Genomic DNA, 19,230 nt, shown 5'->3' with positions numbered 1-19,230 from the left:
TATATTTGCCCCGAAATCCTGGGTTCATCAGCGGTGTCCGCCGGCGAAACGAGTTCTCCTTAGCGTCGCCGTATCGGCCGCGTGACTCCGATCGCGGCTCCGCCCGAGGAGCTCATCATGACCGACAGCGTGACTCGGTTCCGCGCACCAGCTGAGGCGACCAGCTATGACCCCCGCCTCACCAACGAGGACCTCGCGCCGCTGAAGAAGCAGACCTGGGGCGCGTACAACATCTTCGCGTTCTGGATGTCCGACGTGCACAGTGTCGGCGGGTACCTGACGGCAGGCAGCCTGTTCGCGCTCGGCCTGACGACGTGGCAGGTCTTCGTCTGCCTGATCGCCGGGATCTGCATCGTGCAGTTCTTCTGCAACCTGGTCGCCAAGCCGAGCCAGCTCGCGGGCGTCCCGTATCCCGTCATCAGCAGAGTCTCCTTCGGGGTCCGGGGAGCCAACATCGCGGCCATCATCCGCGGCCTGATCGCGGTCGCCTGGTACGGCGTACAGACGTTCCTCGCCGCGGCCGCGCTGAACATCGTGTTCCTCAAACTCTGGCCCGGCCTCGCCCCGTGGGCGGATGCCGGCCAGCACGGCTTCCTCGGCCTCTCGGTTCTCGGGTACGTCGGTTTCGCCATCCTCTGGGTTGCCCAGGCCGCGCTGTTCTGGCGAGGCATGGACAGCATCCGCAGGTTCATCGACCTGGCCGGTCCGGCTGTCTACGTCACGATGCTCGCGCTGTGCGTCTACCTGCTCTTCAAGGCGGACTTCGCCATCGACCTCAACCTGTCCGACCACAGGCTGTCGGGGTGGACCACAGTCGGCACGATGTTCGGCGCCGTCGCTCTCGTGGTGTCCTACTTCTCCGGCCCGATGCTGAACTTCGGTGACTTCTCCCGCTACGGCAGGAGCTTCGCGGCGGTGAAGCGAGGCAACTTCTGGGGGCTGCCGCTCAACTTCATCTTCTTCTCCCTGCTGACCGTGATCACCGCGGCCGCGACCGTACCGGTCTACGGGGAGCTGATCACCGATCCGATCAAGACCGTGCAGCGGATCGACAGCACCTTCGCGATCGTGCTCGGTGCGGCCACCTTCGTCACGGCGACCGTGGGCATCAACATCGTGGCGAACTTCATCTCACCGGCCTTCGACTTCTCCAACGTCAGCCCGCAACGGATCAGCTGGCGGATGGGCGGCATGATCGCGGCGGTCGGTTCGGTGCTGCTGACGCCGTGGAACTGGTACAACAACGACACCGCGATCCACTACACACTGGGCATCCTCGGTGCGCTGATCGGCATCCTGATCGCGGACTTCTACCTGATCCGCAGGCAGAAACTTGTCGTGGCCGACCTGTTCACGATGGAGGAGACCGGCGCGTACCACTACTCGAAGGGGTACAACGTCAGCGCGGTCAAGGCGGTCATCGCTGCTGGGTTCGTGTCCGTCGCGTCAGTGCTCGTCCCGCGCTGGATCGACGCCGCCTTGTGGATCAGCGACTACAGCTGGTTCATCGGCTGCGGAGTCGGGTTCGCGGTCTACACGGTGCTGGCAAAACGGGCCGGCGTCGCCCGCCCGAGTGCGGCCTGAGCGGATGCGCCTCAAGATCATCAACCCGAACACGACCACGTCGATGACCGTCAAGATCGGCAAGTACGCGCGGGCGGTCACCGGCCCGGATGTCACCGTCGACGCGACGAGTCCGCGGCAAGGGCCCGTCGCCATCGAGAGCCACGTCGACGCCGCCCTCGCCGTACCGGGAGTCCTCGAGGAGATCGCCAGCGGCGAGGCGGCCGGTTACGACGGTTACGTCATCGCCTGCTTCGGCGACCCTGGGCTGAAGCCCGCACGCGAACTGGCCCGCGGTCCAGTTGTCGGCATCGCCGAAGCAGCCATGCGGACGGCGGCCTATCTAGGGCGTGGTTTCAGCGTGGTCACAACACTGTCGCGAACCGTCGGGCACGCCTGGGACCTCGCTGACCAGTACGGCGTCGCCCGGCAGTGCCTGGGCATCCACGCGTGCGAGATCGCCGTACTGGACCTAGAGACCGACAGCCGGGCACGAGCAACCGTCCTTCAAGCCTGCAAGCAGGCGTTGGCCAAAGACGGCTCGGACGCCATCGTCCTGGGCTGCGCAGGCATGGCCGACCTGTGCCACGACCTGTCCGCCGAGCTAGGGGTCAGCGTCGTCGACGGCGTCGCCGCAGCAACCGTAGCTGTGGAAGGCCTGGTCCGCATGCACCTCACGACCGGCAAACTCAACGAGCTAGCCTTCCCGTCCCGTTGAGGAGCCGAGTCCATTGCACGCGTGTCTGCCAGGGCAGCACGTATTCCGCGGCGGTGAGGCGGGACCTCATGGCGCCGACAAGGGGCTGCCGCTCCTCATCGGGAAGGTTCGCGACCCAGCCCATGGAGCCGAAGTAGGCGACCAGTCCCTGCGCATCGACAGTCTGAGGATTCGCCAACCGCACCTCGTGGATCTGCTCGAAGGCTCTTTCGGCGAAAGGCAGGTTCCACGCAGTGGGCGCCCAGTCGCCACTCATCATGTCGAGCGGGAACCCGGAATCTTGAGGCCAGATGGGAGCGAGAAGCTCCTCAGCAGCCGCGATGGAGGGGACCACCGATCCGTTCGCCACGTTCCACACCACTACGAGCGCCCCGCCCGGTCGCAGGACGCGCGCGATCTCCGCCAACGCGACCTCGTTGTCGAACCAGTGGAAGGCCTGGGCCACGAAGACCGCGTCGACCACGTCATCCGCGAGCGGGATCCGTTCCGCAGTTCCGTCGACGGCCTCAACACCCGGGCAACCCGCGTCAAGCCGGCGACGCATACCAGGGTCCGGCTCGACGGCCACCACACGCGCGAACCTCGAGATCAGCTGACGGGTGAGCTTGCCCGTCCCGGCGGCAAGCTCGAGCGCCGTCGCCGACGGCGCGAGCTCGGCGAGATCAACGACCTGCTCCGGGTAGCCAGGCCGGCCCCGCTCGTAATCGTCGTACCAGTGATCGGGCATCTCGTCTGTCGCCATCGCCCCATCCTGGCTGTTGTACGGCCCGACCGGAAACCATTTTCTGGGCCTGGGCCGGCGAGATCGCCGACAGGCCGGATCCAGCAACGGTTGCGACCACGGCGGCGGGCTCTCGCAACGCTGGTGCGAGAGCCCGTCGGTTGTTCTGGTCAGGCGTCTTGGGCCTCGGGGGCGGCGCTGCCGACGTACTCGGGGAGGTCTGAGACCAGCTTGTTGATGTCAGGCATTGTGTCGTAGCGGCGCTTGTGCAGGGCGGCGATCTTGGTGCCGAGGTCCGGGTCCTCGTCGTCGGAGATGTCGAACGAGACGAACTTCTCGACGAGGGGCAGGCCGACGCGGTCGGTGTTCAGGTGGGCCGGGTGGATGAGGTACTCCCAGTAGCCGTCCAGGTCCTCGATCACGTAGGTCGCGCCGTACTCGAACTCGCCGCCGAAGTCGCGGCCGACGACGAACGACTTCACCGCGGGGATTGAGCGGCCCTGGTTGCGCAGGCTCTCGAGCGCGATCTCGACCTGCTCGGGGTTGGCGTCGGCCTTCAGGGTGAATCGGTTGCCGTGGTAGATCATTTGTCTTTCCTTTCGTTGTGGATGAAACGGAACAGTGCGGCCACACCTGCGACGGCGATCAACAGACCGCTGGCGGTGAACGTCGTGCGGATGCCGATGGTTTGCACCAGCGGTTGCGCCACCAGTGGGGACAGGAACTGACCGAGGAAGATGCCGGACACGAGACCGCCGAGGACCTGGGCCCGTTGGTTGCTGCGGGCAAGTTCGGACAGCCGGAGGTTCAGGTTCGGTACGACGACGCCCACGCCGGCGCCGCCGATCAGCAGCCCGACCAGCACCAGGACGACCGAGGCAGTACTGCCGATCACCAGCCAGCCGACTCCGAGCAGCACCAGGCTCGCGGCGGTGATGGTCGCTGGGGTGAACCGGCGACGCGCGGACGGAAACATCAGTGCACCAAGGATTCCGGTCACAGTGCTGGCGGCCACGACGACGCCGGTCATCGCCGGCCCGATGCCAAGACTGGCCATCAGGAACGGCAGTTGCGTCGGTGCCATGAAGAAGACCAGCGTGGCTCCCAGCGCCAGCCCATAGATCCCGAAGACCCGCCGCCACTCAGTCGGCCGTTGATCGAGTGGAACGGCCACTCCCCCGGTACGTCGTTCGTCGCGCACCGAGCGGATGGCGAACGGCACGATGAGCGCGGCGACGACGTAGATCCAGAACGGCCACCGCCAGTTCCCAGCGGCCAGCAGCCCCGCGAGCGGCAGAAAGATCACGCCGCCCAAACTGGCGAACGCCTGCTGCAGTCCCAGGAACGACGCCCGCCGCGGACCATCGAACCAATCGGTGATCAACGCACTGACTGTCGTCATCATCCCGCCGACCGCGACCCCGAGCAGGATCCGCGTCGTGATCAGTACGGCGAGGTCCCGCGCGAAGTAACCGGCGCTCCCGGCGACGGCGTACAGGAGCAAGCTCCCGATCAGCAACCGCCGCCGCCCCCACCGATCGGCGAAGCGCCCAGCCACCGGTGCACTCACGGCGATCGCGAGCGACGTGATCGTCAGCGCCAGTCGCACCAGCACCTCGGATCCGAAATAGCTGCTCATCGCCGGCAGACTCGGCGCGATGATCGCCGCAGCCATGATCGTCGCCATCGATGTCGCCAGCAGCGTCCCTCGGGCTGTCCGCGTCGGGCCCCTCGTCATCAGCTCCATGACCACGAGCCTCGCAGCGACCCAGCACACCGCGCGTCGGTGAGAATTGCGTAGTTGTGCCCCGTACGTAGCGGACGCCGGCAGCGGTCAGGGCTTGCGGGAGAACACGATGTCCTGATTCCACGCCCGCCGACCGGTTCGGCCCGGACAGGTCGAGTTGAAGCAGCGCCAGTACCAGATACCGTTGCGCCGGCGCCGGAGATCGACGTCGGTCCGCGTGCACTTCGGGCAGGTCGGCGGATCCGCGAACACCTCGGCGTGCTCGTGTTCAAGAATCTTCCGGGCGAAATGGGCGCCGCGAATCGTCACCATGATCTCGCGGGTCCGGCTCTGGGAGAGCGCGTTCAGACTGCCGATCAGCACCGTCTGCTCGTCCACCACGATGATCTTCTGATGCATCCGTTCCACCAGTGTCGCGGCGTGCACGACAGCACGTAGATCCGTCACCAGCTCCGCATTGGCTCGCTGGATGGGGTCGCTGGGATCACGGACGAAGACCACGATCCGAACACCACGCGCTGCGGCCGCGGCGAGGTGTGGAAGGAGCTGGCGGACGCGGTTGACGACCCAGGGTGCCCAGATCCACAACGAGGCACGCGCGGTGCGGATCGCCTCGATGAAGGTCTCGAAGAACTCCCGCTCGTCGTCGATGTCGGTGATCTCGACATGCCGCCCGAGTACGTCGCGCAGCCGTGAGCCGAAGGGCCCGAGCCGCTCCGAGTCGGCGGTGGCCCGGGGTGCGATCAGCGCCGTCCCGGGCACCGTGCGATTGATCCGTCCCTTCAACTCGGCGAAGGCCGTCCCGGGAGCGGCCGCCTCGATCCGTCCACGGCTGCCCAGCAGGTAGAGCCTGGTCCGGACGCGGGTGATCGCGACGTTGAACAGGCGAAGCCCGTCCTGCTGCCATCCGCTGGTGCCCGGTCCGCGGCCGGCCTGCGCCATCCACATCGCCTTGCCGTCGCTGCCCTCGACAAGGTCGAAGACCACGATCGGGAACTCCCGGCCCTGGAACCGATGAGCCGTCCCCACTTCGGCCAGCGGGCCTCCGGTCCGCTCGACATCACGAAGCGCCTCGAGCGTCGCGGACGCCTGGTGCCGGTAGGGGGTCACCACACCGGTGGCCTCGCCGTTGTCCTCATGCAGCTCGATCAGTGCCCGGGCGAGCAACGCACCGGCCGGCCACCATCCACTCGCGGCGCCCGTCCTGGTCGGTACGGCGAGTTCCCCCAGCCCGTCGGTGTCGATCAGCACGATCTCGGGGTCGGCGACGACGTCCCGCGCGGGAACCAGCGGCCCCGCCTCGAGCGCACCGTCGTAGGCGATCCCGTTGGCCAGCTCCATCACCGTGTGACCGAAGCGGTTCTGCGCCGTCAGGGTGACACAGGAGGGGTGAGCCCTGGCTTCGGCCGGAGTGCCGATTCCGCAGTGCGCGAAGACGTCGGCCTGCAGCCAGGTGACGATCTCGCGTCGTTTGCTCTGCTTGATGGCTGACGGGAGTACGGGACCGAGCTGCAGGAAGTCACCGAGCAGGACCGCGGTCGACGATGCCCTCGAGACAGCCAGCAGGACTTCCGGCAAGGTTGCCGCTCCTACTTCGTCGACGAGTACCACGTCGTACCTGCCGTTGAGCACGTGTTTGTTGGTCCGCGATCTGGCCAGTGTCGTCGCGACGAGCCGCGCCGCGGCGACGATCTCGCCCTCCGCATCCCGCGCCAGCCGCTCGAACTCCTCCTGAACAGCCTGGTACTGCGCCTCCAACTCGACCGATCGAGAGCGGTCTACTTGCACGCGCCGCCGCAACGGCCCCGCTTGGTCATGCAGAACGGGCCGCCCGGCCGCCTTCTCGGACCGAACGATCTCGTCGGCCCGGTGCGCCGCGGTCTGACGCTCTACGGCCAGCCGCAGCTCGCTGAGTGTCTCCTCCTTGATCCGGGTGAGCCGCTGAAGCTCCGGCGCGGCCGCACGAGCACGATCTTCCCGGTCCCGGATCACTTCGCTGCTGAACGGGATTCCGGTCGCGATCGCCTGGGCTTGGTCGAGCAGAACACGCGACCGGCGGTCGGCGACGTCACGGGCCGACAAGGCCTTCGCCGCCAGCCTCGTCTGCCCCTCGACCGCCGCTCGCAGACGTTCCGCGGTCGTGGCGAGTTCCTTACGAGCTCGCCACTTGGAGATGCCTGCGAGACGTCCCAGCTCGCCGAGGCGGAGCTGAAGATCAGCGCGCTCCTGGTCAGCGATCAGAGCGGCTGCTTCGACTGTGGTCGCCGCGCCATCGACTTGGTCCGCCTCTGCCCGCAATTGCTGAACTTGCGTCCACAGGTGACGCGAGTCGGCGACCTCGTCAAGCTGTTGCCGAGCCTGCTGGACCTCGTGAGCCGCGGCTTCCACGTCGCCGGTCCGCCTCCGGTAGGCGGTCTCGGCGTTGAGCACGGCAGCGTTCACCCCGGAGAGGTCGTCGTCGTGCCGTGCCAACAGTCGCCGCGCGGCGACGTACCGGGCGACGTCGAAGCCTGTGAGTTCCTTCTCCACGGCAGCCAACCGGTCCACACGTTCCTGTATGGCGACCAGTTCGTCCGAGATCGCCTGTCGCTTCACCTCCGTCGCCGTCAGACGGTCCCGCACCAGTAGGGGCAAGGAGACGGTCGCATCCGCCGCGACCTCACGAAGCTGGGGCGGTCCGACCCGAAGGATTTCGCCGGCGGCGTGAGCGCCTTCGCGCAGTACGCCGAGCAACGCGTTGTCGACGGCGATATTCGTCCCGGATACCAGCAGGATGCGCTTTCCCGCGGCCAGCAGATCGACGATCGCACGCTTCAGCACCATCGTCTTGCCGGTCCCCGGTGGTCCCCAGACCAGGAACAGACCCGACCCCAGGCAGGCTCGGTAGGTCTCCATCTGAGCCGGCAGAAGTCCGGGCTGGGCTACTGCCGAGGCGGGCCTGCCCTGCACCTTTCCGTCGGCGAGCGAAGCGGCGAGGGGAGCATCGCCGAGGTTGGCCAGCCCGTCCCGCAGCGCCTCGATCAGGAACGTCGTGGGCTGCTGCAGAAGCCACAGGTGTGGGTCCTCGGGGTGAGCGAACTCGGCAACCCGAACCGTGAGCGCTGTCCCGCTCTGGGAAACCTCCATGACGGCATGTCCGGAGTCGATGCTGGTCCGCTCCGGTCCGGCCAGCTTCAGATCGTCGAGCTGGTCCGGGCCGAGTTCGGAGCTGCGGACGTCGACGAGGTATTCACCGTCGTTGGCCGTCCGCATGGCTCGCCCGACGCGCCGCCACGACGGTCGTCGTGCGCTACCGCCCTCCAGGGCGATCCACTCCTCCAGCGCCGTCGTGACCTCATCGCTCCAAGCCACCCGACCCCCTCACCAACAGTGACCGTTGCGTAGCCAAGATCTCACAGTCCGCAGCCGCTCGCCTGTCGAGGCCGCGTCGTCGGGGTGAGCGATGCTGTGGGCAACGTTTCGGCCCCCGTCGGCCGCCGTACCGGGCCTGCGGTTACCCCAGGTAGGGCGTCGGTGACGGTGGGAGGTGTGCTGGTTCTGGTGCTCGCGCAGTGGCGCATGAGGTGGTAGGACGGCGAGATGGAATTGTCCTCAACGCCTTTTCTCTCGGCCGCCGCGGAGCCGCTTTACCGTGCGGCCGTCGTGGGCGGGAGGGCGAGCCTGGAGGTCCTGGCGGAGCGGGCAGGTGTCGACCGCGCCACTGCTGCGGACCAGGTGAAGACGCTGGCTGCCATCGGCCTACTCGAGGTGATCGACGGGGGGATCGAGGCGGTCGCGCCGCGGATTCCGTTGGAGAAGGTGGCGGCCGAGCATGCGCGGGCTGCTGATGCCACTCGCCAGATCGCCTCGGTCTTCGCTGAGATCTGGAGCGAAGCCGGCGACCGCGCGAGTTTCGTGGAGGTCATCACAGACGAAGCGCGGTGTACGGCGGTCGAGGCCAAACTGATGGCCGACACCGCGTCGACCGTCGACGGTCTGTGCATCGGCCCCGTCTCACCGCGGAAGGTCCAGACCGGGATGGCGATCCCACGGCCCGGCGTGGCGATCGGATTCCTCGCAGCCATGGAACGCGGCGTGCGAGCACGCGGCCTGTACGGCGTATCGGTGCTCGAGGACTTCGAAGGGCTTGCCGCGGTTCATCAGTGCATCGCGGTCGGCGAGCAGGCGCGCGTCTTCGCCCAGGTACCGCTCAACCTCATGCTGTACGACAGCAAGCGGGCGATGCTGTCGGTTCCGGGCCAGAAAGGGTCCCGGCGGTCACTCATCATCGTCCACGAGTCCGGCCTGCTCGACTCCCTGGTCGGCCTCTTCGAGGTCTTCTGGCAGATGGGCGTACCCCTGTCGACCGAGTCGCAGGTGGTCGACGCGTTGGGCGGTCCAGGTTCTGATGAACAGCAACTGCTGTCCTACCTGGCGGCCGGTCTCACCGACGAGGCGATCGCCCGCGACCTGGGCGTGAGCGCTCGCACGGTCGGCCGGCGGATCGCTCGTCTCGAAGAGGTGCTCGGCGCCCACAGCCGATTCCAGCTGGCCATCCAGGCGAGCCGTCGAGGCTGGATCTGACAGCACCTCCTCGAGCCCGAAGCGCTCGAGGAGGTGCCACTGCCAGGGACTACTCCGACACGGTGGCCGTGAACGCGCCCGATCCGGAGTCGGCCTTCACCACCAGGCGGTAGGTGCCCGCCGTGTTGTTGTAGGTGAACGACTCGTCCGGGTTCGGGCTGATGCCTTGGGCAACCGTCACCCAGGAGAATCCGGACTGCTTCTGCAGGTAGACGTCGAAGTCACTGCCGGTCGGCCCGTCGAGGCAGACCTTGAGCTTGCCCGCGTCGCTGTCGCTGAAGGCAGGGAACGTCTTGCTACCGCCTGCGGCGAGGTTGCCGGTGTAGGTGAGGTCGCCGGTGCATGCCCCGCCACCACCGCCGGAGACGACCCACGAGAACGACGCGCTGCCCGTCTTGCCGCCGGCATCAGTGACCTTCGCCGTCACCGTGGACGTGGCCGCGGCGGTCGGCGTACCGGAGATCAGACCCGTTGAGGCGTTGACCGAGAGACCCGCGGGGAGACCCGTCGCCGTCCACGAGTACGGCGTGGTGCCGCCCGTCGCGGCGAGTTGCAGACTGTCAGCGGTCCCTACCGTGCTCGTCTGCGCGCCGGGGTTGGTGACCGCCGGGGAGCCCGGTTCCGGGTTGCCCGTGCCACAGGTCTCGGTCGTCGCCGCGACGGCGATCGCCGTGAACGCCTTTTCGACTGCCTGGCACTCGGCTGAGCCCTGACCGTAGAGGTCCTTGGCGGACTTGATCGCGCCGGTCCGGGCGTTGGAGTACTTGCTCGACGACGTGAGGTAGGTCGACAGCGTGCGGTACCAGATCTTCTCGGCCTTCGCATGACTGATGCCGGTCACGGCCGCGGCGCCGGAGCAGGTCGGGGAGTTGTAGCTGACCCCGTTGACCGTCCTGGCTCCCGAGCCCTCGGAGAGCATGAAGTACCAGTGGTTGAGCGGGCCCGAGGAGTAGTGCGGGTCGAGCGAGCCGAGCGTCGAGGACCAGCAGTCCTTCGACGCACCGTCCTTGCTCGGCTTGTCCATGTACCGCAGCGGCGAGCCGTTGCCGTTGATGTTGATCTCTTCACCGATGAAGTAGTCCGGTACGTCGTTGGGATTGTTGACGTAGAACTCGATCGCGGTGCCGAAGATGTCGGAGGTCGCCTCGTTGAGTCCGCCCGCTTCACCGCTGTACACGAGGCCGGCGGTGTTCTCAGTGACACCGTGGCTCATCTCGTGCCCGGCGACATCCAGTTCGGTGAGCGGAGCAGCGTTGTTCGCGCCATCGCCGTACGACATCTGTGTACCGTCCCAGAACGCGTTCACCATGCCGTTGGCGAAGTGCACGCGCGAGCGGGCCCCGCGGCCGTCGTTCCAGATCCCGTTCCGGCCGAGCTGTGTCTTGTAGTAGTCGAACGTCTTCTGCGCGCCGTAGAGCGCGTCGACGGCGGCGGACGCCCGGTCGGACTGCGCCCCGGTCCCCCACTTGTCGTCGGCGTCGGTGAAGATGTCGCCGTCCGGGCCTTCACCCGTGTTGGGGTCGCCCTGGTTGTGGACGTCGGTGGCCGTGTGACCCGCCGCGTCCCTCATCTCGAAACCGCCACCCGACTTGGGGCTGGTGTTGATGGTGACGTTGCCGACGAAGATGCCGTCGCCGGTACCGGTCTTGATCTCGTCGTCGGTCAGCAGCACGGCGCCAGTGCCGGCGTCGACGTACGTGTGCAGGCGGGTCGGAACCTGGTTGGCGCGAGTGCCGGTGGTCAGTACGTCGTACGCGAGCTTCGGACCCTGATCGGTGACGAGGACAACCAGCTCGTTCCCGGCGGCCTTCTCGTCCTTGGTCGCCTGGGCCGTGGCGAGGCCCTTGGCCTGCGCCGCCGCCTTGGAGATCTTCGGGGTCAGCGATCCGGGAGCGATGCTCTTGCGGCCGAGGTTGTAGGTGACGTCGGTGACCGTGCCCTTGGCCGCCTTGTGGGCAACAAGGTCACCGCCGATCACGCGCATCCCGTTCAGCGTGCGCTGGTAGCGCACGTGGGTGCCGCCATCAGCGTCCTCGACGACCGCCTTGACCGTCAGCTTCTCGCCCGCTGCCAGCCCCAGCGCGGAGGCACTCTCCGCGGCGTGCGCCTGCTCGTTGGCAGCCAAGGAGTTCGACCGGTCGGCGCCGGCGCCAGGAGGCGTCTGGTCGGCGTTGGCGGCGAAGACAGGCGTCATCACCAGCCCGGCCGCGAGCAGACCGCTGGTAGCGATCAACCTTTTTTTGGCTCGATTCACAACTGCTCCTTGAGGCGGGGTCGACGATCGGCCGACCTGGGTGTGCCGTCCGCTTCCGGGACATGTCGGCGGCGGCGGCGTTCGGGTGGTCCGAGTTTGGGCACACCTCATGACCAGCGGAAGGCGTCGTCGCTGGCGGAGATCGGCACCGCCGATTTACGACATCCCTCGGAGCAGGCCCGCCATAGTTGCCAAAAGCACCAAGACGGCCGTCGGCAGCTCAGAGCTCGATTGCTCGGTAGCTCAACGCTCGCTCGACGATCTCTTCCGAGGTCGGCTCGTGGTCGAACTCGTCGCTCGGACAGAAGATCAGGCCCGACGCGTCGGGATGCCGCACGCCGGCCTCGAACTCGGCCAGCGCAGCATCCTCTTCTGCTTCGGTTTCATAGGCGCCTTGCAAGAGGTTCTCGACAATCTCGACCAAGCGCGCCCGCTCGGCACTCGTCACCCCGTCCCCCCACACGGGGCTTCGCAGCTTGGAACGGTCTGGTTGAGGGTCGATCTTCAGGACGAAGGTCAGTACGGCGTACGACGCGGCGCCGAGGGCCAGGCCGGAGCTGTAGATGCCGGTGATCGCGGCCGACATCAGCGAGATCACGATCACGATCGAGAACGGGACGAAGAACCAGCGCGGCAACAGCGCGGTCAGCGCGCCGATCGGATCCGCCGCCGCGGCCTCGCCGAGCGCCGGGTCGCCACCCACCAGCAGCGCACCCACGATCAGCAGAATCACCACCGGCAGCGCCAGCCCACTGGTGGTCCAGCCGATCACCGCCCGGGCCGGAGTGTCGCGCGGCAGGTAGCGCGCGAAGTCACCGCCGTAGTTGAGGAACCCGAGACCGACCAGCGTCATCGCCATGATCGTCCCGCCGACGAACGCCAACGGCCCGCCGGCCGGGGTGTCCCCCAGCCGCGACCAGGAGACCTCGGGCAGCACGAAGCCCAGGAAGGCCAGCGTCATCAGGCCGGTCCCCCACGAGATCCACACCTCGATCTTCATGATGAACGCATGCCCCAGGACCGACGCCGACATTGTTGCCACCAGCACGATCACGAACCAGACCACGATCGTCCCGTCGGCGGGCTTACCGTCCGCCTTGGCGAACTGGCCCGGCCAGAGCGTCCCGAAAAGATTCGCCCCGGTGGTCGACGCCAGCGTGATGATGGTGACCTTCCAGCCCATGTTGGACAGGTAGGCGAAGAACGCGGGCAGGATGTTGCCGCGGATTCCGAACGCGAACCGGGTCTGCACGAGCGTCGGCAGGCCGGTCCGGGGCCCGCCGACCGCAAGGACCCCGACGAGTCCGCACGAGATCAGGTAGCCCACGGTTCCGGCGACGATCGTCTGTACGACGTTCAGCCCGATCCCGAACACGTAGATCCCGTAGCTGATGCCGAGGATCGACACGTTCCACGCGAACCACACCGCGAACAACCCTCGCGGCCGCCCTCGTCGTTCCGCGTCCGGCACCGGATTGACCCCGTTCGCCTCGACGGTCACACCGCCCGAGGCACCCTTCTGCTGAACAGCCACGGCACAACTGTAGGCCGCGTCGTACCGCTCCCATCTCTTACTCGCGAGGCTCCACGGCTGCTGGGATTGCGAGCCATGTGATGAGTAGGGCCGCGAAGGAGAGGGCTGCGGCGACGAGGAAGGCGCTCCGGTATCCGTCGGCGAGCGCGTCGATGGCGTGCTGCGCGAGCCCGCGATCTTCCTGAGAGCCTTGTACGTCGGCCACCGTGACAAGTATCGCCAGACCGAGTGCGCCGCCGAGTTGCTGGGTGGTGTTCACGAGTCCGGATGCCAGGCCGGAATCGGATGGTGGGACGTCGGCGACGGCAAGCGAGACGATGGAGGGCAGGCCGAGACCGGCACCACTCCCGATGAGAACCATCGGCGCGAGCACATCGATCCAGTACGTCGCGGAGTCGGGAATGCGGGCCAGCAGCAACAGACCGGCGGTAACGAGCAGAAGCCCGGCCATCAGGACCCACTTCGCTCCGTGCCGAGCGCCGAGCCGGGCGGACAGACCAAGACTGCAGAGTGCGATGACCAGCGCCACCGGCAGGTAGGCGACCCCAGTCAGGGCCGGGGAATAACCCAGCACACGCTGGAGGTAGAGCGCACCGAGGAACTGGAAGCCGAAGAGCCCCGCCACCATCAGGACCTGCGCGAGGTTCGCTCCTGATAGTCGCCGGGAACGCAGGATCCGCAGCGGTACGAGTGGCGCGGTCGCCATCGACTGCCGCAGGACGAAGCCCGCAAGGAGAAGCGACGCGACCACTGCCGCGACCACCGTCGGCAGGGAACTCCAGCCGTGCTCGGCAGCACTGACGACAGCGTAGATGCCCAGCATGGTTCCGCCGGTGATGAGCACGGCACCCGAGACGTCGGCGCCGATCTCGTTCGGCGCATCGCCATCGGGCTCGACGAGGCGCACTACCAGCGCGACCGTGGCGATCCCGACCGGAACGTTGATGAGGAAGATCCAGTGCCAGTTGGCGAGATCGGTCAGTAGGCCGCCGAGGAGCAGCCCGATCGAAGCACCGGCCGCCGCGACGAAGCTGAAGACGCCGATCGCTCGAGCCCGTCGCTGCTCCTCCGGGTGCATCGCCACGATCATGCTGAGCACGACAGCGGAGGTGAAAGCGCCACCGATGCCTTGGACGAACCGAGCGCCGATCAGCACGTCACCCGACCAGGCGAGCCCACACAGCACTGACGCGGCGGTGAACACGGTCAGGCCGCCGATCAGGACTCTGCGGCGTCCGAAGCGATCACCCACCCGGCCGGCAAGAAGCAGGAAGCCGCCGAACGCGACAAGGTACGCATCGGTGACCCAGGCCAAGGCCGCCGGGGTGAAGTCGAGGTCTTTCTGGATCGAGCCCAGGGCGACGCTGACGACGCTGCCATCGAGGATGATCATGAGTTGCCCGGCGCAGAGAACGAGCAGGGTGAGCGTTGCGCGCGGGGATACGGACGGGTCGACACGACTTCGGTGGCTCACCGGATTCTCCGATCGAGACGGAACGGTTCGTTTCGATTCAGAGTAAGTATCCACCCGCTCCTCGTCAAGACGGTCCGGTTCGTTCCGTTGCTAGAGTGGTCCGGTGACTGATGCAGAGCCGAACTCACGCAGTGAACGCGCCCGCGTCGCGATCCTCGCCGCCGCTGTGGAGGAGTGCGTGGCCCTCGGGTACGAACGGACCAGCGTCGAAGGGATCGCGCGGCGTTCGCGGAGCGGGAAGCAGACCATCTATCGGCGGTGGCCATCCAAGGCCGCAGTCCTGCTGGACGCGTTGGTGGAGTCGCTCGGCGACACCGCCGACTTCCCTGACACCGGGGACCTTGTCGCCGACCTGAGGAACCAGATGCACGGCGTAGTCAGATTCTTCAACGATGCGCGACTCTCGGCGGTCTACCGGGCATTGATCGCGGCAGGACAGAGTGACGCCGGCGAGCTGCGCGCGATGCTCGACCGTCTCGTCGAGCCCCGTCGCGCGCAGGCACTGGAGCTGCTGCGCCGGGCACAGCAGAACGGGAAGCTTGCGGCCGACATCGAAGCGTCGATGCTCCTCGACCTCCTGTACGCCCCGCTGTACTACCGCCTCCTGATCACCCAGGAGGCATTGACGGACGATGTCGCGGACAGTGTTGTCGACCTCGTGCTCGTGCGGATGGCGGGCGCGCGTCCGTAACTCCGATCGGTCAGCCGGCCGTCCACCGGCTCAGCTTCTCCGGATTACGCACGGCCCAGACCCGGTCGATGCGGCCGTCCGAGACTCTGTACGTCGATGGTGCGGCCGGACGCCGTACCGACGAGTCCTGCCGCGCCATTGACGACGGCTTGGCGAATGGAAGGCGGTCACCATACCGAAGGGAGAGCCGAAGACGTCATGCAGGACAAACGCGACCCGCTCGGCACGTTGAGCAGCAGAGCCCGATCGATCTCGGTGACGTCCACCGCCGGCCCTCCCAGCTCCACCGCACATACTGTGCGGCTACGTCGTCATGGGTGCATGTCTACTATCGCAGTTGTCCTGTGCCTCATCACGATCACGGCGAACGCCGTGATGGCCGTCGCCGATCTGGTCGGTGCGCGGTTCGTACTCGCGAACTCGGCCGCGGTCGGCGTGCCACGCTCGTGGTTGCCGATGCTGGGTCTGGCGAAGGCCGCCGGCGCCGCGATCGCGCTCCCGTTGCCTGGGGCTGACGGGCTACGGCTGAGGCGTGTGATGTGCGGTAGTCGGTAATATTTGGTAGCTATATAAGAAAAAATCGCCGACCAACGCACCACACCGGCCCACCGGCCCTCCCTCCCGAACCGCACCCCAAAGCCCGGGAGCCCAGGCGACGGGAAGTTGGCCGCCGACCCTTCCTTGCCGGACCGCAACCAAAACCCGTCAGCCGCAAGCAACGGGGAACCTCTGTCGCAGCCTCGCCATCCGGCCCAGCCACCGCGGCGGCCGGCCATGCTGTCTTTCAGATCGGCCGGACGCGGCGAGCAACCACAAACCCACGACACCGGCCGAGACCTTTCGGCCTGCACCCAGTCGAACCACCAAGCGCAGCCAACAAATAGCCGCGGCTAGCCAGGCCGCCGGCTGAACCGGATAGCGAGCACGGATCCGCGCCACTGACCAACTCACTCCAGCAAAGGGTTCCAGGCAGCGCTTGAGCGTGGCGAGGTAGGCGCGGCGGAGGTTGGTCAGTGTGGGCGATCCGCGAGAGGACGTGCACCAGGCCCACGACGCGTCGCCTCAGCCGGCCGCGCCGATGCAGGCCAAGGGGCGACGCGCTAACCAGTGGATTTTGTGGACCCCGTGACGAAAATCCACCGGCTAACGAACGTCGCGAGCGGTACCGCCCGGTGGGACAGCTCAACTCAACTAGTGACCGGCGCACCGGTTGAACAGCAACCGAAACCGATGCCCGTCAACCCCAAACAACGCACACCCAACCACCGGCCCCTTCCCGGCCCGCAACCCAAGCCCATCAGCCGCAAGCAACGGGGAACCTCGGTCGCGGCCTCGCCATCCGGCCCAGCCACCGCGGCGACCCACCATGCTGTCTTTCAGATCGGCCGGGCGCGGCGAGCAACCACAAACCCACGACACCGGCCGAGTCCTGTCGGTCTGCACCCCGCCCGACCACCAAGGCCAGCCAACTGAAACGCACAGCGAGCAGAGCAGGTGGCTGAGCCAGATGGCGAGCCCAGCGACCGCGATCCCGTCGCCTGGAGCTGACGGGCTGACGGGCGGTGACTTGGGCGCGTGAGGTGGCGGCTGGTCGGAAACTCTTCGGCGCCATCTGACAAAGAAGTTCCGGTCAACACGGTCACCGCCGCCTGAATTTAGCTGTGGCCAGGTGTGGGCAAGTTGAGCAGGCAACCAGCCCACACCAACAGCCCACACTTCCTTTGTATATAAGGGGTTCTGGGCTCGAAAACTGTCGGTGGCCATGGCTATGCTTTGGGGTATGGAGATCTTGGCGATGCCACCGGTGTACACGCAGAGCGGCAGCGAACTGCTGACGACTCTCGACACCCTGATGGCCACCGCCGCCCTGATCGAAACCCTGAAACTGCAAACCATGGCCCGCCTCGACGAAATCGGCACCGCCCAAGAACTCGGCGCCCGCGACACCACCGAACTCGTCTCGCAGCGCTACCGGCTCGTCCCCGCCGACGTCCGCAAAGACCTCACCTTCGCCAAGAACCTCCCCAAATACTCCGCCGTCGCCGACGCACTGCCAGACCCCGCCGACCCATCGAAGTCGGCGGCCTCTGAGTCGGCGGGGTCGGCGGTCCTGGCGGTCCTGGCGCCGGACTCGGCCAAGGTCATCGTGTCGACCTTGGAGAAAGCACCCTCCACCGTGCCGGTCGAAGTCCTGGACGTCGCCGAACGGGAAATGATCCGGGCCGCCGAGCACACCAACACCCGCGAGCTCACCAAGTTCGGCCGCGACGTCCTCGCCCGCCTCGACACCGACGGACCCGAACCCGCCGAAGACGAAACCCACAAGCAACGCTCACTGCGGCTGCGTGATGTCGACGGCGGGGTGAAGATCACCGGGTTCCTGCCCGGCGCCGCCGGGGAACAAGTCAAGACCCAGATCCACACCCTCGCCAAACCCCACAAAACCATCGACGGTGAACGTGACCCGCGCACCCTGGAACAGCGCCAAGCCGATGCGCTGATCGGGATCTCGGATGCTGCGGCAGGCAACCCCGACCACCCCGGCGTACCGCACCTCACCGTCACCATCGACTTCAACGACCTCAAAAACGCCCTCGCCAACGTCCCCGACGCCTTCAACAGCGCGGCCGGCGCGAACGGTGCGGCCGGTGCGACCGGCGCGAACGGTGCGAACGGTGCGACCGATGCGACCGGTGCCACGGGTGGATCGGGTGGGATGGGTGAGTTGGTGTTCGGCGGCAACCTGTCCGCCGGCGCCGTCCGGCTGCTCGCCTGTGATGCCGCGATCCTCCCGATCGTGCTCGGCGGCGATTCGCAGCCCCTGGATGTCGGCACCGAACAACGGTTCGTGAACCGCTACATCCGGCGGGCATTGAACAAGCGAGACAAGGGCTGCGTGGTGTGTAAAGCACCACCGTGGATGTGCCATGCCCACCACGTCATCCACTGGGTCGACGGCGGACCGACCAGCCTGCACAACCTCGCCCTGGTGTGTTCTGCCCACCACCGCGCGGTCCACAAGAACCAATGGACCATCACCATCACCGCAGGCGTCGTCCACGTCGGTCGCCCGTCCTGGGCCGATCCACCACCACCCGACCCTCTCGCGCTTGCTGCCATGGCTGCGTGGGTCACCCCTGCCCGCAACGCCACCGCGAACAGCGCTTACGCCACGCCTAGTGCCAGCACGACCAGGACCGACGGAGCCAGCACGGCCAGCGCCAGCACGGCTCATGCCGAGGAGGTCAGTGCCAGCACGGCTAGTGCTAGCAGGGCTCGTGTCGATGCGGGCGAGGTTAGCGGGACTCGTTTCAGTTGGGCCGAGGCCGAGAGCAGCCCGACATACGAACAGCCGACCCGGCTCCCCGCAGCCAGTGCGCAGCCCAACGCCGCGATCGTCGCGGAGCGCGAAGCCTTCCGCGCCTACCTCATCTCGACACCCGGCTACACAGACCCCTGGCGCACCGACGACACCCCAGCAGCCGGACCGTAGGCCGACCACTGCTGGTGGCTCGCGGCCCCGACCGCCACCACCCGGGTCGAAACGGCAGCCGGCGCTCGTGGATCACCCCAGCGCCGGATCAGCCATGCGCGCATGCTGGAACAGGTTCATTTCGTGGGGCGGGGCGCCCGCAGCCGCGGCCTCGGAGATAGCGGTGCGCTGCTTGGTGTGGGCTAGGTGGCCGCGGGGTCGGGCTAGCTGAGCGCCGCGTGCTCGCGGAGGCCGCAGCTACAGCGTCGGGCTAGCAGCCGGTCACCAGATAGCCTGCGGCTACGGGGTCGATTGGCCGCGCACAAGGATGACCATGGGGGTCGCAGCAGGAGCCCGTTACGTGGGCGACGGTGGAGTTGGTGGTGCGGTCGTCGTCCACATCCGTGCCGGTGCCCTGCGGACCCTCTGCGTCCCAGCAGCGTTCCTCGCTTTGGCCGCGGCTACCGTCGCGGTCAGCTAACGGAAGTGCAGC

The 19,230-nt window shown here is 67.1% G+C and carries 15 protein-coding genes; 7 read left to right on the top strand and 8 right to left on the bottom strand.

Annotated features, from left to right (window positions below; all coding sequences use genetic code 11):
* Positions 1–117: 117 nt before the first annotated feature.
* Positions 118–1,584, top strand: a complete 1,467-nt coding sequence (locus tag OG474_RS29240; protein WP_405056808.1) for an NCS1 family nucleobase:cation symporter-1 — start codon at positions 118–120, stop codon at positions 1,582–1,584.
* Positions 1,585–1,588: 4 nt separating this feature from the next.
* A complete protein-coding gene (locus OG474_RS29235) occupies positions 1,589–2,281 on the top strand; it encodes an aspartate/glutamate racemase family protein (protein WP_405056807.1) in 693 nt (230 codons plus the stop codon).
* Here the strand turns inward: OG474_RS29235 and OG474_RS29230 are convergent.
* The 4 genes from OG474_RS29230 to OG474_RS29215 form a co-directional block, all read right to left on the bottom strand.
* Positions 2,253–3,023 carry a class I SAM-dependent methyltransferase gene (locus OG474_RS29230; RefSeq protein WP_405056806.1) on the bottom strand — a complete coding sequence of 257 codons (771 nt, stop codon included), beginning with the start codon at positions 3,021–3,023 and terminating at the stop codon, positions 2,253–2,255. The two genes, OG474_RS29235 and OG474_RS29230, sit on opposite strands and share 29 nt — an antisense overlap.
* Before the next feature lie 149 nt (positions 3,024–3,172).
* Entirely contained in the window at positions 3,173–3,589 is a 417-nt protein-coding gene (locus OG474_RS29225) for a Dabb family protein (RefSeq protein ID WP_405056805.1), read from the bottom strand.
* Positions 3,586–4,749, bottom strand: a complete 1,164-nt coding sequence (locus OG474_RS29220) for an MFS transporter (RefSeq protein ID WP_405056804.1) — start codon at positions 4,747–4,749, stop codon at positions 3,586–3,588. The genes OG474_RS29225 and OG474_RS29220 overlap by 4 nt, the downstream gene beginning before the upstream one ends.
* An 87-nt stretch (positions 4,750–4,836) precedes the next feature.
* Positions 4,837–8,100: an AAA domain-containing protein gene (locus tag OG474_RS29215; RefSeq protein ID WP_405056803.1), complete on the bottom strand. Its 3,264-nt coding sequence runs from the start codon at positions 8,098–8,100 to the stop codon at positions 4,837–4,839.
* Positions 8,101–8,391: 291 nt separating this feature from the next.
* Here OG474_RS29215 and OG474_RS29210 point away from each other — a divergent pair, with 291 nt between their 5' ends.
* Positions 8,392–9,312, top strand: coding sequence for a response regulator transcription factor (locus OG474_RS29210; protein ID WP_405056802.1), 921 nt, complete (start codon positions 8,392–8,394; stop codon positions 9,310–9,312).
* A gap of 49 nt (positions 9,313–9,361) precedes the next feature.
* Here the strand turns inward: OG474_RS29210 and OG474_RS29205 are convergent, their stop codons facing one another.
* The 3 genes from OG474_RS29205 to OG474_RS29195 all read right to left on the bottom strand — a co-directional run bounded on the left by OG474_RS29205 (position 9,362) and on the right by OG474_RS29195 (position 14,574).
* Complete coding sequence (locus OG474_RS29205) at positions 9,362–11,566, bottom strand: M4 family metallopeptidase (protein WP_405056800.1); 2,205 nt, start codon at positions 11,564–11,566, stop codon at positions 9,362–9,364.
* A 220-nt stretch (positions 11,567–11,786) separates the two neighbouring features.
* Positions 11,787–13,100 (bottom strand): cytosine permease, encoded by a 1,314-nt coding sequence (locus OG474_RS29200; RefSeq protein WP_405056799.1) that lies wholly within the window; start codon positions 13,098–13,100, stop codon positions 11,787–11,789.
* Between the two features lie 37 nt (positions 13,101–13,137).
* A complete protein-coding gene (locus tag OG474_RS29195; protein WP_405056798.1) occupies positions 13,138–14,574 on the bottom strand; it encodes an MFS transporter in 1,437 nt (478 codons plus the stop codon).
* A 103-nt stretch (positions 14,575–14,677) separates the two neighbouring features.
* Between OG474_RS29195 and OG474_RS29190 the strand changes: the two genes are divergently transcribed.
* Entirely contained in the window at positions 14,678–15,265 is a 588-nt protein-coding gene (locus tag OG474_RS29190; RefSeq protein WP_405056797.1) for a TetR/AcrR family transcriptional regulator, read from the top strand.
* Between the two features lie 10 nt (positions 15,266–15,275).
* On the opposite strand, the gene OG474_RS29185 is transcribed toward OG474_RS29190, so the two are convergent.
* Positions 15,276–15,404, bottom strand: coding sequence for a hypothetical protein (locus OG474_RS29185; RefSeq protein WP_405056796.1), 129 nt, complete (start codon positions 15,402–15,404; stop codon positions 15,276–15,278).
* Positions 15,405–15,586: 182 nt separating this feature from the next.
* Between OG474_RS29185 and OG474_RS29180 the strand changes: the two genes are divergently transcribed.
* The 3 genes from OG474_RS29180 to OG474_RS29170 all read left to right on the top strand — a co-directional run bounded on the left by OG474_RS29180 (position 15,587) and on the right by OG474_RS29170 (position 19,218).
* Positions 15,587–15,820 (top strand): DoxX family protein, encoded by a 234-nt coding sequence (locus OG474_RS29180; protein ID WP_405056795.1) that lies wholly within the window; start codon positions 15,587–15,589, stop codon positions 15,818–15,820.
* Between the two features lie 1,225 nt (positions 15,821–17,045).
* Entirely contained in the window at positions 17,046–18,758 is a 1,713-nt protein-coding gene (locus OG474_RS29175) for a DUF222 domain-containing protein (RefSeq protein ID WP_405056794.1), read from the top strand.
* Positions 18,759–19,071: 313 nt separating this feature from the next.
* Positions 19,072–19,218 (top strand): hypothetical protein, encoded by a 147-nt coding sequence (locus OG474_RS29170; RefSeq protein ID WP_405056793.1) that lies wholly within the window; start codon positions 19,072–19,074, stop codon positions 19,216–19,218.
* The last annotated feature ends 12 nt before the right edge of the window (positions 19,219–19,230 follow it).

Source organism: Kribbella sp. NBC_01505 (assembly GCF_045040285.1).
Taxonomy (GTDB): Bacteria; Actinomycetota; Actinomycetes; order Propionibacteriales; family Kribbellaceae; genus Kribbella.
This window is presented reverse-complemented; position numbering and strand designations above follow the sequence as displayed.

Coding starts and splice junctions, on each gene's coding strand:
- OG474_RS29240 (WP_405056808.1), top strand. CDS start 118: ATGACCGACAGCGTGACTCGGTTCCGCGCACCAGCTGAGGCGACCAGC.
- OG474_RS29235 (WP_405056807.1), top strand. CDS start 1,589: ATGCGCCTCAAGATCATCAACCCGAACACGACCACGTCGATGACCGTC.
- OG474_RS29230 (WP_405056806.1), bottom strand. CDS start 3,023: ATGGCGACAGACGAGATGCCCGATCACTGGTACGACGATTACGAGCGG.
- OG474_RS29225 (WP_405056805.1), bottom strand. CDS start 3,589: ATGATCTACCACGGCAACCGATTCACCCTGAAGGCCGACGCCAACCCC.
- OG474_RS29220 (WP_405056804.1), bottom strand. CDS start 4,749: ATGGAGCTGATGACGAGGGGCCCGACGCGGACAGCCCGAGGGACGCTG.
- OG474_RS29185 (WP_405056796.1), bottom strand. CDS start 15,404: ATGGCGCGGCAGGACTCGTCGGTACGGCGTCCGGCCGCACCATCGACG.
- OG474_RS29180 (WP_405056795.1), top strand. CDS start 15,587: ATGTCTACTATCGCAGTTGTCCTGTGCCTCATCACGATCACGGCGAAC.
- OG474_RS29175 (WP_405056794.1), top strand. CDS start 17,046: ATGGAGATCTTGGCGATGCCACCGGTGTACACGCAGAGCGGCAGCGAA.
- OG474_RS29170 (WP_405056793.1), top strand. CDS start 19,072: ATGGGGGTCGCAGCAGGAGCCCGTTACGTGGGCGACGGTGGAGTTGGT.